The following is a 15,197-nucleotide window of genomic DNA, read 5'->3' on the forward strand; positions in this document are numbered from 1 at the left end:
ACTGGACAGGCGCCGAAACGACGCCCCGTGCCTACAGCGACATGACCGTCAGGACAGCAGCGCGCGCGCCATCACTACGCGCTGAATCTGGTTGGTGCCCTCGTAGATCTGGGTGATCTTCGCGTCGCGCATCATCCGCTCGACCGGGAAGTCCACCGTGTAGCCGTAGCCGCCGAACAACTGCACGGCGTCGGTGGTGACCTCCATCGCGATGTCGGAGGCAAAACACTTCGACGCCGAGGAGATGAATCCCAGTGCGGCTTCGCCGCGTTCGGCGCGCGCGGCCGCACTGTAGACCATCAGCCGGGCCGCCTCTACCTTCATCGCCATGTCGGCGAGCATGAACTGCACACCCTGGAAATCGCTGACCGGCTTGCCGAACTGCTTGCGCTCCTTGGTGTAGGCGATGGCGGCGTCGACGGCGCCCTGCGCGATACCCACCGCCTGCGCACCGATGGTGGGCCTGGTGTGGTCGAGGGTCCGCAGCGCGGTCTTGAAACCGGTACCGGGCTCGCCGATGATGCGGTCGCCGGGAATGCGGCAGTCCTCGAAGTACAGCTCCGTGGTGGGCGAGCCCTTGATGCCGAGCTTCTTTTCCTTCGGGCCGACGGTGAAGCCCTCGTCGTCCTTGTGCACCATGAACGCCGAGATACCGTTGGCGCCCTTGTCCGGATCGGTCACGGCCATCACGGTGTACCAGGTGGACCGGCCGCCGTTGGTGATCCAGCACTTGGTGCCGTTGAGAACCCAGGAGTCGCCGTCCTCGCGGGCGCGGGTGCGCATCGAGGCCGCATCGCTGCCGGCTTCGCGCTCCGAGAGCGCATAGGAGGCCATCGCCTCGCCGGCGGCCAGCGACGGCAGCACCTGCTTCTTCAGGTCCTCCGAGCCCGCCAACAGCAGGCCCGTGGTGCCGAGCTTGTTGACCGCGGGTATCAGCGAGGCCGACGCGTCGACGCGCGCGACCTCCTCGATGACGATGCAAGTGGCAACCGAGTCGGCCCCCTGCCCGCCGTACTCCTCGGGCACGTGCACCGCCGAGAAGCCCGCCTCGTTGAGCGCCTTGAGCGCCTCGTCCGGGAACCGGGAGTTCTCGTCGACGTCGGCCGCGTATGGCGCGATCTCCTTCTCACACAGCGACCGCAACACCTCACGCAGCTCGTTGTGCTCGTCGGACAGCTGGAACAGATCGAAATCGGGATTTCCCGCGAAACCGGCCATGACGAACTCCTTGCTACTCGCCAGTGAATTTACTCGCCCCCGAGCAGGCGGTCGCGAAGCGCGGCGTCCTTCTGCAACACGGTGGCGGCGAGTTCTGACTGAAATACTTCCATCCGCTGCCGCAGGCCCGGGTCGGCGGCTCCCAACATGCGCACCGCCAGCAGCCCGGCGTTGCGGGCTCCGCCGATCGACACCGTGGCCACCGGCACCCCGGCGGGCATCTGCGCGATGGACAGCAGCGAGTCCAGTCCGTCCAGTTCGGCCAGCGGCACCGGGACGCCGATCACCGGCAGCGGCGTGGCCGACGCGACCATGCCGGGCAGATGCGCGGCGCCGCCCGCGCCGGCGATGATGACCTCGATCCCCCGCCCGGCCGCGCCGTGCGCATACTCGAGCATCCGGTCCGGCGTGCGATGGGCCGAGACGACCCCGACCTCGAAGGGCACGCCGAATTCGGCCAGCGCGTGCGCGGCGGCCTCCATGACGGGCCAGTCACTGTCGCTGCCCATGATCACACCCACCCGAGGCTGCTTCGGCTGCGGCATATCAGTGGCCACCATCCCATCCGTCGGTCCATTGCGCGTGAGACAACCAGTGTGCCGCCCGCGCGGCCCGTTCACGCACGTTCGTCACGTACGCCGCGTCGTCCAGAGCGCCGTCGGCGGCGCCCAGGATGTTGACGTGGCCCAGCTTGCGGCCGGCCCGCTCGGCCTTGCCGTACAGCTCCACCCTGACCTCGGGCATTCGCCCGAACAGGTGGTGCAGTCGTTCATCGAGGCTCATCGCGGGCGGCTGCGCCGCGCCCAGCACGTTGGCCATCACGGTCACCGGGGCGATCGGCGCCGTGTCGCCGAGCGGGTAGTCCAGCACCGCGCGCAGGTGCTGTTCGAACTGGCTGGTGCGGGCGCCGTCGATGGTCCAGTGGCCGGAGTTGTGCGGTCGCATCGCCAACTCGTTGACCAGCAACGCGCCGTCGACGGTCTCGAACAGCTCGACGGCGAGCACCCCGACCACACCGAGGTCATCGGCCAGCTTCAACCCCAGGTGGGTCGCCGCCCGGGCCAGCTCGCCGTCCAGTCCCGGTGCGGGCGCGACGACCTCGACACAGATGCCGTCGCGCTGCACGGTCTGCACCACCGGCCAGGCCGCGCCCTGCCCGAACGGCGACCGCGCCACCAGCGCCGCCAGTTCCCGGCGCATCTGCACCTTCTCCTCGAGCAGCACGGCGACACCGTCGGCGAGGTAGTTGCCGACCACCTCACGGGCATCGGCGAGGTCTCGGGTCAACGTGACCCCACGGCCGTCGTAACCCCCGCGTGCGGCCTTGACCACGATCGGCCCGTCGATACGCGCGGCGAAGGCGTCCACGTCGGCAACAGTGGCGGCCTCGTCGAACCGCGGCACCGGAGCGCCGACGGCGGCAAGCCGGCGCCGCATGACGAGCTTGTCCTGGGCGTGGATCAACGCCTGCGGGGGCGGTGACACCGTCACCCCCTCGGCGACCAGTTTGTCCAGGAACTCGGTGGGCACGTGCTCGTGATCGAAGGTCAGCACGTCGGCGCCCGCGGCCGCGCGCCGCAGCGCGTCGAGGTCGGTGTGGGCACCGATCACCACGTCGGGGGTGACCTGCGCGGCCGGATCGTCGGGCGAAACGGCCAGCACACGCAGGGTCTGGCCCAGCGCGATGGCCGCCGCGTGCGTCATCCTCGCGAGCTGTCCACCGCCGATCATCGCCACCACCGGGGGCGCCTCCGAGGCTCTCAGCACACGCGTTATGTTGTCATGCCCTCGATGCGCCGTTTCACCGGCCGCGACCTGCGCGGCTACACGTAATCCCGCCGATTTCCGTACACTGTCCTGTTGTGTCCTTTACCGATGCGACCATCGCGCGGCTGCCCCGGCCCATCCGGCCGTACTTCGAACGGCACCATGAACTGATCAAGTTCGCGATCGTCGGCGCCACCACTTTCGTCATCGATTCGGCGGTGTTCTTCACGCTGAAGTTGACGGTGCTGGAGCCCAAACCCGTCACGGCGAAGATCATCGCGGGCATCGTCGCGGTGATCGCCTCCTACATCCTCAATCGGGAGTGGAGCTTCCGTGACCGTGGCGGGCGCGAACGCCACCATGAAGCGTTCATGTTCTTCGCGTTCAGCGGCGTCGGCGTGCTGCTTTCGATGGCGCCGCTGTGGTTCTCCAGTTATGTGTTGATGTTGCGGGTCCCCGAAGTCAGCCTGACCGTCGAGAACATCGCGGACTTCATCGCGGCCTACATTGTCGGCAACCTGTTGCAGATGGGCTTCCGGTTCTGGGCGTTTCGCCGCTGGGTGTTCCCCGACGAGTTCGGCCGGAACCCCGACAAGGCGATCGAGTCCACGCTCACCGACGGCGGGATCGCCGAGGCCATCGAGGATCATCTCGACCCGGCGCTGCACCCCGTCGCCGCGACCGGAAACGTCACGCCGCTGCGCAGGCCCTCCCGCCGCGCCAGGCGGCTGGCTCAGCTCGGCGACTCCTCGGAACCCAACGTGTCGAAGACTTCGTGATAGAGCAGGGAATGCACCTGCTCGACACGTGGTATGTCGTTGAACTCCAACGGGTCCTGCGACGCTGATTCGATGATCAGTGTGCCGGTCCTCAGCATCCGGTCGACCAGAGCGTGGCGGAACTCGACGCTGTTGATCCGCGCCAGCGGGATGTCGATGCCGCTGCGCGTGAGCAACCCGTGACGGAACATCACCCTGCGGTCGGTGATCACGAAATGTGTTGTCAGCCAGGACAAGAACGGCCACAGCGACAACCATCCGACGACGATCACCCAGATCGCGGCGATCACACCCAGCACGACATTGCGTGCCGTGTCTGACCAGTCGGACTGGGTGACGAACCCGACGCCGAACGCCGCAGCCGCGCTGGCGGCGATCAACACCAGCGCCGGAAAGATCAGCCGCTTCCAGTGCGGATGACGGTGAAGGACGACCTGTTCGTCCCGTGCGAGCACATTGTCGGGGTAGCCCATCGGCTGCGGCTCAGTAGGCGCCGTTGCTTCCGAGCACTGCCTTGAGGGTCTTGGCGCAGATGATCAGATCGCTTGCCATCGACCAGTTCTCGACGTAGGACAGATCCAGCCGGACCGACTCTTCCCAGGACAGATCGGAGCGTCCGCTGACTTGCCACAGACCGGTGATGCCGGGCTTGACCAGCAGGCGCCGGCGCACCGCGGGGTCATACTTCTCCACCTCGCGCGGCAGCGGCGGGCGAGGCCCGACGACGCTCATCTCGCGCCGCAGAACGTTGATGAATTGCGGTAACTCGTCGATGCTGAACCGGCGCAGGATGCGGCCGACGGGGGTGACCCGCGGGTCGTCGCGCAGCTTGAACAGCACCCCGCCCTTCACCTCGTTGAGCTGCCAGAGCACATCGAGTTGCTTGTCGGCGTCGACCACCATGGTGCGGAACTTCAGCATCCGGAACGGTTGACCGTTGAGTCCGATTCGCTCGGCGGCGTAGAACACCGGCCCGGCGCTGGTCAGCTTGACCGCGATCGCGGCCAGCAGCAGCAATGGCGACATGCCGATCAGGGCCGCCAGCGCGAAGCAGAAGTCGAAGGCCCGCTTGCCCATCCGCTCGGCGCCCTGATACTGCGGCTTCTCCACATGCACGAGCGGGAATCCCGCCACCGGCCGCATCGACAGGCGCGCGCCCGCGACGTCGACGACACCTGGCGAGACGACAAGATCGACGTCGACGGCTTCCAGCCGCCACATCAGTTCGCGGATGCCGTGCACGCCGAAATGGTCGGAACCCGTGACCGCGACGGTGTCGGCGCCGACATCCTTGACCGCGTCGAGGGCGGACACCTCGTCGCCGAGGACGGGTACCTCGTGGCCGTTGACGGTGATGGTCTCGCCGCGACCCTCTCCATAACCGGGAATGCCCACGCCGACAATGCGATAGCCGGCGCGCGGGTCGCGGGTCAGCTCACTGGCGAGCGTTTCCACCGCGTCGGCCGATCCGATCGCCACCACAGCGGTCTGGAAGTTGCCCTTGGCCCTGCCGCTGGACAACTGCTGGCGCCACAGTCGGCGGCTGATCAACAAACCGATACAGCCCGTGGGCAGCGCGATGATCAGATAGCCGCGCGCCACATCTGTCTGGGTGATGAGGCTGACGATCGCGATCAGGCCGAAGGTCCAGAACGTGGCGTTGATGATCCCCCGGTACTCCTCGGGGCCCGCCCCGAGCACGCGCGTGGAGCGGGTGCGCAGGATCGCCAGCGCCAGCAGCCAGATCACCGCGAAGGAGGTCGAGAACAAAACGATGTAGCGGTTGGTGAACTCGTCGAGGGCCGCGACCCGGCCGAACCGGACGTATTGCGCAAGCGCGATGGCCCCGCATACGACCAGCGTGTCAGTGATGACGAGGCGCCGCGCGTAGTTCTTCTGCCATGCGGTCCGCGAAACCGTGTCGCGAAGCGTCATCACAGAGGTCATCCGGCCGTTCCTCCCGGCTAATACGTCTGATGACCGGTCGCGCCGTAGGGCTGCACGTAACTCCGGCGCGCTCAAGTCGTTGATGAATGGCAACGCTAGCAGACTTCAGCTACTTCATGGAAGAAACTAGCTATTCCATTTTTCCTCGCTGCCATCAAACCGGCCACCCACACCGGCCGCACTGGCCGGTACCCAGCGGCCGCATATCGCCAGCGAAGGGAGACGGCGGAGTACCACCGTGCTAAACCGCCTGATAGGCGCATTTCAGCGAGCTTGTGGACCACGCCCATGCGGCTTCCATCGGGAGCAAGCACGCTCCGCATCCGCCATTAGCAAGCCCGGAGATTGACGAATCAAGATGCGCGTCGACGAAAGTCAGCAAAGCGCTTGTGTCATTGTGCCGAGTGCGGCCGCGGCAGGGTACTTGAACATCAAAGTTCCCGCAGAACATGCGCTGCGGCACGAAGCCAGCGAAGTACACTGAAACACGTTCTACCGGCGATTTCGTCCGGCTCAGATGCTCAGAGCCCACGCAGGTGCACCACGTCGCCTGCGGAGACGACGTGGGTCCGGCCGTCGGCCTCGACGATCAATCGGCCCTGGCCGTCCACCGACGTCGCCGTCCCGACGATCTCGGTGCCGGCCGGCAGCATGACCCGCACCTGGGTCCCGACGGTCGCGCTGCGGTCGAGGTAGTCGCGCACCAGCGTCTGTTGCGTCGCAGCGTCCCGCCAGGCGTCGATGCGGCGGGCGAGTTCGAGCAGTAGCCGGTGGGTCAGCCGGTCCCGATCCGGGTCGGTCAGCCCCAACTCCAGCAGCGAGGTGGCGTTCGGCTGGCCGACTACCTGCGGGCGCAGCGTGACGTTGAGCCCGACTCCGACGACGATCACCGGTTTCGGCGAGGCCACCTCGGCCAGAATGCCCGCCAGCTTGGCGTCGCCGACCAGCACGTCGTTGGGCCACTTCAAATGTGCCCGCAGACCGGTCTCGGCGGCCACCGCGTCGACCACCGCGACGCCGGTCGCCAGGGGCAACAGCCCCCAGCTGTCCGTGGGCACCGTCGTGGCGTCCACGCCGACCGAGAGCGCGATCTGGGCGCGTGGGGTGTCCACCCAACTGCGCCCGACCCGGCCCCGGCCCGCGGTCTGGTGTTCGGCGATCAGCACGGCGCCGCCGATGTCCTCCCCGGCGGCCGCCCTGGCGAGCAGATCGGCGTTGGTCGAGCCGGTCTGGTCGACGACGTCCAGTCGCCGCCACGGCCGCCCGGGTCCGGTGAGGCCTGCGCGCAACTCGGCGACCGACAGCGGCGGCGGACCGTGGTGTGCCGGCTCGGCGATCGCCGGGGGGCGCACCGGCGAGACCGGGTCTTCGATGACGGCCACGTCGGCCAGTTCGGGGTCGGGTTCCTTGCGGTCGACCTGCAGCCGCCAGGGCGGCCACAGGAACAGGAAGAACACTGCCGTCCCGAGCGTCTGGATCGCGAGTGCGGTCGCGACGCCGTAGGCGCTCTTGATCCACACCGCCGCCACCAGGGCGGCGGCGAGCTGCGCCACGGTGTAGGTGACCTTCATCATGAGGACCTGGCGGCTCTTGTTGAACGTGCGCAGGAACAGCGATTGCACAACCGACAGGCACGCCGCGACGAACCACGCGGTGGTCGGGATCATGATGCTCTGGGCGGGAATGAACGACTCACCGAGCAGGTAGAAGCCGACCTTGGCCGGGATCAGATAGAAGACGAGCCCGATTGTGGCGGTGGCAAGTGCCGTCCATGCCGTGATGTGCGCGAGAATCCGCCACACCTGTCGCGGGGTGGCCGAGGCCCGAACGCTCTCGGGGATCAGCACGATCTGCACGGCGGCGCCGATGATCCCGATGGGGGCGAACAGCGCCATCGCACCCCGCAGCGCGCCGGTGGTGTCGGCGCTCATCAGTGCGGTCACCAAGACGAAGACGATCAGCACACCGGTCTGCTCGAGGCCTGCGTCGACGGCGAACCGGACCCGGTGCTGCCAGTCGTTTCTGATCCACTCGACGAAGCCGCGCATCGTCGGCGCGACCCGCAGGCTGATCGCCATAGCGACGAACCCCACCGCCGCGAGGAAGCCCCAACTGGCCAGGATCGTGCCGGGGTTCACGTAGGGCAGTTGCAGCCAGGCGCACACCAGCGCCACGAACGCACCCAGACACCAGATGCCGTCCCACAGCGCCGCCACCTGGGGGCGTCCGATGGTCATCGCGACATACCGCAGCAGATCCTGGCCGAGGACGAACGGCGCGGACACCGCCAGCGCGATGGCCGCGAAACCGAGGCGTGGGGTGAAGGGCAGCATGGCGATGACGAGCACCGGGCTGACCGCCAACGCGGTGCTCACGGCCAGCGCCCCACCGCGCCGGATGTCGGCGGCGGACTGGTTGGCCGTCTGCAGCAGCGGGATGCCCAGGCCGCCGCGCAGGCAGGCCAACAGCGCCACCAGCAGGGTCATCAGAATCGTGATGAGCCCGAAGGCGTCCGGCGAGGCCGCCACGGCGACCGCGAACACGATCAGGCCGTTGCTGATGCTGGAGAAAGCTTGGTCGATGCCACCGGACATCGCCCGCAGCCGCCGCGGGGCGACGGTCTTGGTCACGGAGCCGTCACCGCAACCTCGACCAACCCTCGACCCAATTCGGCCAACATCGGCCCCTTTTCGCTTGTCCCGGATCGCCAACCGGCGTCCAGCATAGGGGTGCTGTCCGGCGTGACCTACTCGCCCGACACCGCTCAGCTCGACGGGGGTGTGTAGCGGATCCAGTCGATCAGCATGGTGGCCGGGAACACCGTGCTCTCATTGGGCGGAGGTCCCTGACCGCCGATCGTGACGCCGAAGGTCGGGAACATCGGGTGGTCGTTGAACGGCCACACCGCTCCCTGCGGCAGCGACGCCGGCGTGTAGGTCGCGATCTCGTGGTTGTCGACCCCGGTGACGATCTTGTCGGGTTCCCACCGCATCCAGAACTCGTGCCAGTTTCCGGTGACGTCGAACGGCGCCTTGTTGGCCAGGCTGAATCCGGTGCCGTGCATTCCCGACCCGGACAGCCGGTCGGCGCTGTCGATGATGTCGACCTCGCCCGCGGCCGGCCACCCCTTGCTCATGATGTCGGTGCCCAGCAGGAACAGCGCCGGCTTGACCCCCTGCCCGTTGGGAATCTTCATGCGCGCCCGCAGGGTGCCGTAGCAGATGGCGAACTTGTCCAACGAGTGCAGGCGGGCGCTGGTGTAGTCGTACCAGCCGTACGGCCACACATACACCCGCTCCTTGATCGCGTTGATCGCGAGGTTGCCGTTGCCGTCCAGCGACGCGTTCTCGGTCTTGTCGGTGTTGATCTGCAGATTGCCTCCCGCCGTCTGGTAGCTCCAGACCTGCGGGTTGGGGCGCTCGCCCGCGGGGCCCTCGAACTCGTCGGCGAAGGGCTGGGTGGCCGCCTGCGGAGAGCTCTGGCAGGTGACCGGCGGCGGCGGCGGACCCTCGCCGGCGACGATGGACACCTTGTCCAAGAAGACGCTGCGGTCACAGCCGAGCAGGTTGAAGTCGGTGTCGAACTTCACCGCAATGGTGTGGTTCCCCGCCGACAGCGAGACCGGTATCGAATACGGGGTCCACGTGGTCGGCTTCACCGATTCGGTGCGGACCGGACTGTCGTTGACGAGCACCGTCATGCTCGGCGGGCCGAAACACCATTTGCCGCGCGCCACCACCACGATCTCCTTCACCACGGTGGTGGTGACGGCGATCGACGCCACCGAGTTCGACCGCATCTGCAGCGCCTTGCCCCCCGACGCCGCGGCATCGTCGATCACCTCACCCGCGGTCGCCGGCGCCAAGGTCATGGTGTCGGCCTGGACGGTGGTGGTGTCGGCGGCCCATGCGACCGACGCGAGCGATGTCGCCGTCGCCAGGGCAACCAGTAGGGCAAAGATCGAGCGCAGACGCGGCACTGCGTGCTCCTTGGAAGTCATCAAGATCAGAGGAAGATCTGGCTCAGCTTCCCTTGTGTAAGTGGAAGTAACAACAGCCTCATCTATCACTTTGGTAACAATGCGATATCGACCTGCGGTTTGGGCACGACGATCGCGGGTACAGCCGCCTGTAGGTTGGCAAACGGACGTGCGGCGGTTCGCCGCCGTGGCTCACAGGCTTGAGGCTTGAAAGGTTGCGATGGTCGATCACGTCGCCGGAAAACGGTCGCGCCGGATATCGGGTTGGACACTGCTGCGGGCCGCCGTCGCGGTCGCCATGTCGATCTCGCTGTTGATGATGTCGGGCTGCACCAGGGTCAGCCACGCCGAGCACGCCGGGCCGAGTTGCCCGCCCGCGGCGCCGCGCGCCGACGAGTTCAACGGACCCGCGGGCGCCCCGCCGGATCCCGCCATGTGGAGCTACCAGCTGACCGGCGGCAAGCTGCAGGTCTACACCGACTCCCCGCGCAATGCGTCGCTGGACGGAAACGGCAACCTCGCGATCAACGTCCTGCGGGAGACGATCGTGGTGCCGCCGTACCCGCCGTTCGAGTACACCAGCGCGCGCGTGCACACCCTGGGCAAGTTCGAGCTGTGCTACGGCGACCTGCGCGCGCGCATCCGCGTTCCGGGCGCCACCGGGCTGCTGCCCTCGTTCTGGCTACTCGGCACCGACCTGCCCGCCGTCGGCTGGCCTCGCTCGGGCGAGATCGACATCATCGACGTGGCCGGCTACCTGGCCGGTTCCGGCCTGCACGCCCCCGGCATCGACAAGGCCGACAAGGCGCCGTTCGATGTGCTCAACGACTGGCACGAGTTCTGGATGCGGTGGGAACCCGACAAGATCGTCACCGGCGTCGACGGCACCGAGATCGCGACGTACACGCCCGACTCGGTCGGTCCGTTCGGGCGCTGGATGTTCAACAACCACCCGATGTTCGTGATCCTCAACGTGGGTGTGGGTGGCCAGGCCGGCCCGCCGGATCAGACCACCCAATTCCCGGCGACCATGCTCGTCGACTGGATCCGTTACACCCCGCTGTAGGTTCGCTGGCTAACATGGCCGCGTGACGGTCGAGGCGCTGCGTTGAAAATTCTGCACGTCCAGGAGACGCTCTCGCCTCACTACGGCGGACCGGCGAGTGTGCTGCCGAAGCTGACCAGCGCCCAGGCGGCGGCAGGCCACCAGGTGGTCATCGCGACGACCACGGCCGACCACCCCCGCGGCGTCTACCACGAACCGGGTTGGGACACCGTCGGCGACGGTTCGGTCCAAGTGCTGTACTCCGCCGTGGATTTCGAGCCCCTTCGGATTTCGCGAAGCCTGTTCGGTTATCTGCGGCGGGCCATCTCCGACTTCGACGTGGTCCACGTGCACGGGCTCTACCGGTTCCCGTCGACGGCCTCGGCCGCACTGGCCAGGCGGCGCGGGGTGCCCTACGTCATCAGACCCCACGGCTCGCTGGACCCGTACCTGTACGGCAGGAGCACCACGGGCAAACTGCGACTGAAGCGTCTCTACGAGCGGGCGTTCGACCTGCCCAACCTGCACGCGGCGGGTGCCATCCACTACACCGCCGAGGACGAGCGCGAACGGGCGGCGTTTCTGAACCTGCGGGCCCCGTCCTTCATCGTTCCCAACGGGTTGGACTGGAGCACCTACTGCACCCTGCCCGCGCGCGGCGTGCTGCGTGAGCGCTGGGGGTTGGGCGACGCACCCTTGGTGTTGTTCTTGGGACGACTGCACTTCAAGAAGGGATTGGACCTGCTGGTGCCCGCGTTCGACGAGGTCCGCAGGCGAATTCCCGACGCGCAGTTGGTCATCGCGGGGCCGGACAACGAGGAGTACGGGCAACAGGTGCGGGGCTGGGTCGCCGAACGCGGCCTGGACTCCGCCACCCACTTCGTCGGGCCGCTGGGCGGGCCCGACGTGGTACAGGCCTACGTCGACGCAGATGTGTTCGCGTTGCCCTCCTACACCGAGAACTTCGGCATGACGGTGGTGGAGGCGATGGCGTGCGCACTTCCGGTCGTCATCTCCGACCAGGTCAACATTCACTCCGAAATCTCCTCTGCCCGAGCAGGATTGGTGACGCGTTGCGATGTCGGGGAGGTGGCCGACGGGCTTGCGACTCTGCTGCTCGACGCAGACCGCCGTCGGGCCATGGGCGACGTCGGTCGCAGGCTCGCGCAGGAGCGCTACTCTTGGCCGGCCATCGTGGATGCGCTGACCAAGGAATACGAGGCCGTCGTCGAACGCGCCGCTGATCGCTGAGGACATCCGATGAACCGTGCCGCCAAGGTCGGCAAACTTGCCCGCATCCTTCCCGTCGCGGCCTGGCGTCGGGCATTGGCGCGCCACCGGGTCGCGGCGGCGGTCGAACACGTCGGTGTGCTGGGGCACCTGGCAGGCCTGCGCACCGTCGTCGACGTCGGCGCCAACCGCGGCCAGTTCGCGCTGGCCGCCCGGCACTGCCACCCCGAGGCCCGGATCGTCTCGTTCGAGCCGCTGGCCGCGCCCGCGGCGACCTTCCGCGCGGTGTTCGCCGGCGACACCCGCACGTCGCTGGTCAACGCCGCCGTCGGACCGGCGCCCGGCGAGGCGGTCATCCACGTGTCGGCACGCGACGACTCGTCGTCTCTGCTGCCGATCACCGCCGCCCAGAACACCTTGTTTCCCGGCACCGCCGAGGTCGACACCGACACCGTACGGGTGACCCGGCTGGCCGAACACGTGCCCGCGGCCGACATCGAAACGCCCGCGTTGTTGAAGATCGACGTGCAGGGTTTCGAGTTGCAGGCGTTGGCCGGCAGCGACGACGTGCTCGACCGGTTCGAGTGGGTTTACGTCGAATGCTCGTTCCTGGAGCTGTACGCCGGACAGGCCTTCGCCGACGACGTCATCGGCTGGCTGCGCGACCACGGGTTCGCGCTGACCGGGATCTATTCGGTCAGCTACGACTCCGAGGGCCGCGCCGTGCAGGCGGACTTCCTGTTCACGCGCCGGGCACGCTGAACGACTCCGCGCGCAGACCGATAGCATCGTCAAACATGACAAGCGTTAGCGAGCGGTCCGTCGAGCCCTCAGGCGAGCACGAGATCGACATCCACACCACCGCAGGCAAGCTGGCCGATCTGCGCAGGCGCGCCGAGGAGACCCTGCACCCGGTCGGTGAGGCGGCGGTCGAGAAGATCCACGCCAAGGGCAAGCTGACGGCCCGTGAGCGCATCCTGGGGCTCCTCGACGAGGGTTCGTTCGTCGAACTCGACGCACTCGCGCGCCACCGCAGCACCAACTTCGGACTGGACTCCAAGCGCCCTCTCGGCGACGGCGTGGTCACCGGTTACGGCACCATCGACGGCCGTGAGGTGTGCATCTTCAGCCAGGACGTCGCGGTGTTCGGCGGCAGCCTCGGAGAGGTCTACGGCGAGAAGATCGTGAAGGTCCAGGACCTGGCGATCAAGACAGGCCGGCCGCTGATCGGCATCAACGACGGCGCGGGCGCCCGCATCCAGGAGGGCGTGGTGTCCCTGGGTCTCTACGGCGAGATCTTCCACCGCAACATCCGCGCCTCCGGCGTCATCCCGCAGATCTCGTTGATCATGGGCGCGGCCGCGGGCGGGCACGTCTACTCCCCCGCGCTCACCGACTTCGTCGTGATGGTCGATCAGACCAGCCAGATGTTCATCACGGGACCCGACGTCATCAAGACCGTCACCGGCGAGGACGTCACGATGGAGGAACTCGGCGGCGCGCACACCCACATGGCCAAGTCCGGCACCGCGCACTACGTGGCCACCGGCGAGCACGACGCGTTCGAATACGTCCGCGAACTGCTGTCCTATCTGCCGCCCAACAACTACGCCGATCCGCCGCGCTTTCCGGTTCCGGTGCCCGAGGGCGGCATCGAGGACAACCTGACCGACGACGACCTCGAGTTGGACACGCTGATCCCCGACTCCCCCAACCAGCCCTACGACATGCACGAGGTGCTCACCCGCATTCTCGACGACGGGGAGTTCCTGGAGGTCCAGGCCGGTTACGCGCAGAACATCGTCGTCGGGTTCGGTCGCGTCGAGGGCAGGCCGGTCGGCATCGTCGCCAACCAGCCCACGCATTTCGCCGGGTGCCTCGACATCAACGCCTCCGAGAAGGCCGCGCGGTTCGTGCGCACCTGTGACTGCTTCAACGTCCCGATCGTCACGCTGGTCGACGTGCCCGGGTTCCTGCCGGGCACCGACCAGGAATACAACGGCATCATCCGCCGCGGCGCCAAGCTGCTCTACGCCTACGGCGAGGCCACGGTCGCCAAGATCACCGTGATCACCCGCAAGGCCTACGGCGGCGCCTACGACGTGATGGGCTCCAAGCACATGGGCGCCGACGTCAACGTGGCGTGGCCGACCGCGCAGATCGCGGTGATGGGCGCCTCGGGAGCCGTCGGCTTCGTCTACCGCCAACAGCTGTCGGAGGCCGCGAAGAAGGGCGAGGATGTCGACGCACTGCGCCTCAAGCTGCAGCAGGACTACGAGGACACGTTGGTCAACCCCTACATCGCCGCCGAACGCGGTTACGTCGATGCGGTGATCCCGCCATCGCACACCCGCGGCTACATCGGGACTGCGTTGCGACTGCTGGAACGCAAGATCGTGCAGTTGCCGCCGAAGAAGCACGGGAACATTCCGCTATGAGCGAGCAGCAGCCCCACGAGCCGCATCTGCAGGTCGTCAAGGGCGAGCCGACCGAGCACGAGGTGGCTGCGCTGATCGCCGTGCTGGCCGCTGCGTCGGGCGGCGCCACGGAGCCGCGCGAGCAGGAAGAGAACCTGTGGGGCCATCCGGTCGGCCGGTTGCGCTATACGACCTTCAGTTGGCAACGGGTGACGCTGTTGGAGCGCACCCACATGCGTCGCCGCTGACCCGCCCCCCACGGCCAATGTGCTTGCCGTTGCTAAGCAAATTGAGATCATTTGCGCAGTGCCGTTTCACCGGCCTCGGGGGATGCCGAATTCGACGTTTTCTTTTATTGGCCCGTGCGTAAAAATTAATTCTTTGCCTGGTGCGCCTCTCGACGTTGCCCTCGCAGTGCCCGGTCGCCGATCGACAATCCCGTCAAGAAAGCGGCGTCAACGCCGGCTTCGCTCGACTCACGTGCGACCGCGGTAGGCCGGAGACCTGCCGAGCGGACCTCATCCCAAGACTGCGGACGGGCCGACCCGGTGCCCCTGGCCCAGTTGCAGCAAAGCGCTCGCGGATCCTCCGCTCCCGGAACCGACACGGCCAAAGTCGGGGAACCCGCTAGGCAATCATGATCGACCTACGCTAAGGTTGCTGACCAATCACCTTTAATTAGCTATTCCGGATCCCAGTCGTCCGAATCTGCGAAAAGGACTTGCATATGACGGGCAGGCACACGAAGCCGAGCAAGCCGAACGCCGTTCTCTCCGCCGCGTTCACCATGGGCCTCCTGACCGCTGCGGCACCCG

13 protein-coding genes are annotated in these 15,197 nt (G+C 67.3%); 6 read left to right on the forward strand and 7 right to left on the reverse strand.

Going from position 1 to position 15,197, the window contains the following annotated elements; translation table 11 throughout:
• Positions 1 to 48: 48 nt before the first annotated feature.
• Genes ABQE89_RS24855 through ABQE89_RS24865 form a run of 3 tightly spaced genes read right to left on the reverse strand, consistent with a single transcriptional unit; the run spans position 49 to position 2,985 of the window.
• Positions 49 to 1,218: an acyl-CoA dehydrogenase gene (locus ABQE89_RS24855; RefSeq protein WP_448421659.1), complete on the reverse strand. Its 1,170-nt coding sequence runs from the start codon at positions 1,216 to 1,218 to the stop codon at positions 49 to 51.
• A gap of 29 nt (positions 1,219 to 1,247) precedes the next feature.
• Positions 1,248 to 1,763, reverse strand: coding sequence for a 5-(carboxyamino)imidazole ribonucleotide mutase (gene purE, locus ABQE89_RS24860; RefSeq protein ID WP_448421750.1), 516 nt, complete (start codon positions 1,761 to 1,763; stop codon positions 1,248 to 1,250).
• 1 nt (position 1,764) lies between these two features.
• On the reverse strand, positions 1,765 to 2,985 hold the full coding sequence (locus ABQE89_RS24865; RefSeq protein WP_448421661.1) for a 5-(carboxyamino)imidazole ribonucleotide synthase: 1,221 nt from the start codon (positions 2,983 to 2,985) through the stop codon (positions 1,765 to 1,767).
• A gap of 95 nt (positions 2,986 to 3,080) precedes the next feature.
• Here ABQE89_RS24865 and ABQE89_RS24870 point away from each other — a divergent pair, with 95 nt between their 5' ends.
• Positions 3,081 to 3,764, forward strand: coding sequence for a GtrA family protein (locus ABQE89_RS24870; protein WP_448421663.1), 684 nt, complete (start codon positions 3,081 to 3,083; stop codon positions 3,762 to 3,764).
• On the opposite strand, the gene ABQE89_RS24875 is transcribed toward ABQE89_RS24870, so the two are convergent.
• The 4 genes from ABQE89_RS24875 to ABQE89_RS24890 form a co-directional block, all read right to left on the reverse strand.
• Positions 3,719 to 4,237, reverse strand: coding sequence for a PH domain-containing protein (locus ABQE89_RS24875; protein WP_448421666.1), 519 nt, complete (start codon positions 4,235 to 4,237; stop codon positions 3,719 to 3,721). The genes ABQE89_RS24870 and ABQE89_RS24875 overlap by 46 nt on opposite strands.
• A 10-nt stretch (positions 4,238 to 4,247) precedes the next feature.
• Positions 4,248 to 5,711 carry a sugar transferase gene (locus tag ABQE89_RS24880; protein WP_448421668.1) on the reverse strand — a complete coding sequence of 488 codons (1,464 nt, stop codon included), beginning with the start codon at positions 5,709 to 5,711 and terminating at the stop codon, positions 4,248 to 4,250.
• A 521-nt stretch (positions 5,712 to 6,232) separates the two neighbouring features.
• The gene (locus ABQE89_RS24885; RefSeq protein ID WP_448421752.1) at positions 6,233 to 7,048 is read right to left on the reverse strand and encodes a biotin--[acetyl-CoA-carboxylase] ligase; all 816 of its coding nucleotides are present in this window, start codon (positions 7,046 to 7,048) and stop codon (positions 6,233 to 6,235) included.
• 1,427 nt (positions 7,049 to 8,475) lie between these two features.
• On the reverse strand, positions 8,476 to 9,711 hold the full coding sequence (locus ABQE89_RS24890; RefSeq protein ID WP_448421670.1) for a family 16 glycosylhydrolase: 1,236 nt from the start codon (positions 9,709 to 9,711) through the stop codon (positions 8,476 to 8,478).
• A gap of 199 nt (positions 9,712 to 9,910) precedes the next feature.
• On the opposite strand from ABQE89_RS24890, the gene ABQE89_RS24895 reads away from it, so the two are divergent.
• From ABQE89_RS24895 to ABQE89_RS24915, 5 genes are read left to right on the forward strand one after another with little or no spacing between them, the layout of a single operon-like run.
• Positions 9,911 to 10,756: a glycoside hydrolase family 16 protein gene (locus ABQE89_RS24895; RefSeq protein ID WP_448421672.1), complete on the forward strand. Its 846-nt coding sequence runs from the start codon at positions 9,911 to 9,913 to the stop codon at positions 10,754 to 10,756.
• 42 nt (positions 10,757 to 10,798) lie between these two features.
• Positions 10,799 to 11,986 carry a glycosyltransferase gene (locus ABQE89_RS24900; RefSeq protein ID WP_448421674.1) on the forward strand — a complete coding sequence of 396 codons (1,188 nt, stop codon included), beginning with the start codon at positions 10,799 to 10,801 and terminating at the stop codon, positions 11,984 to 11,986.
• Between the two features lie 9 nt (positions 11,987 to 11,995).
• Entirely contained in the window at positions 11,996 to 12,727 is a 732-nt protein-coding gene (locus tag ABQE89_RS24905; protein WP_448421676.1) for an FkbM family methyltransferase, read from the forward strand.
• A gap of 35 nt (positions 12,728 to 12,762) precedes the next feature.
• Positions 12,763 to 14,403, forward strand: a complete 1,641-nt coding sequence (locus ABQE89_RS24910; RefSeq protein ID WP_448421678.1) for an acyl-CoA carboxylase subunit beta — start codon at positions 12,763 to 12,765, stop codon at positions 14,401 to 14,403.
• Complete coding sequence (locus ABQE89_RS24915; RefSeq protein ID WP_448421680.1) at positions 14,400 to 14,630, forward strand: acyl-CoA carboxylase epsilon subunit; 231 nt, start codon at positions 14,400 to 14,402, stop codon at positions 14,628 to 14,630. Before ABQE89_RS24910 ends, ABQE89_RS24915 begins: the two co-directional genes overlap by 4 nt.
• Positions 14,631 to 15,197: the final 567 nt, after the last annotated feature.

The organism is Mycolicibacterium sp. XJ1819 (assembly GCF_053483675.1).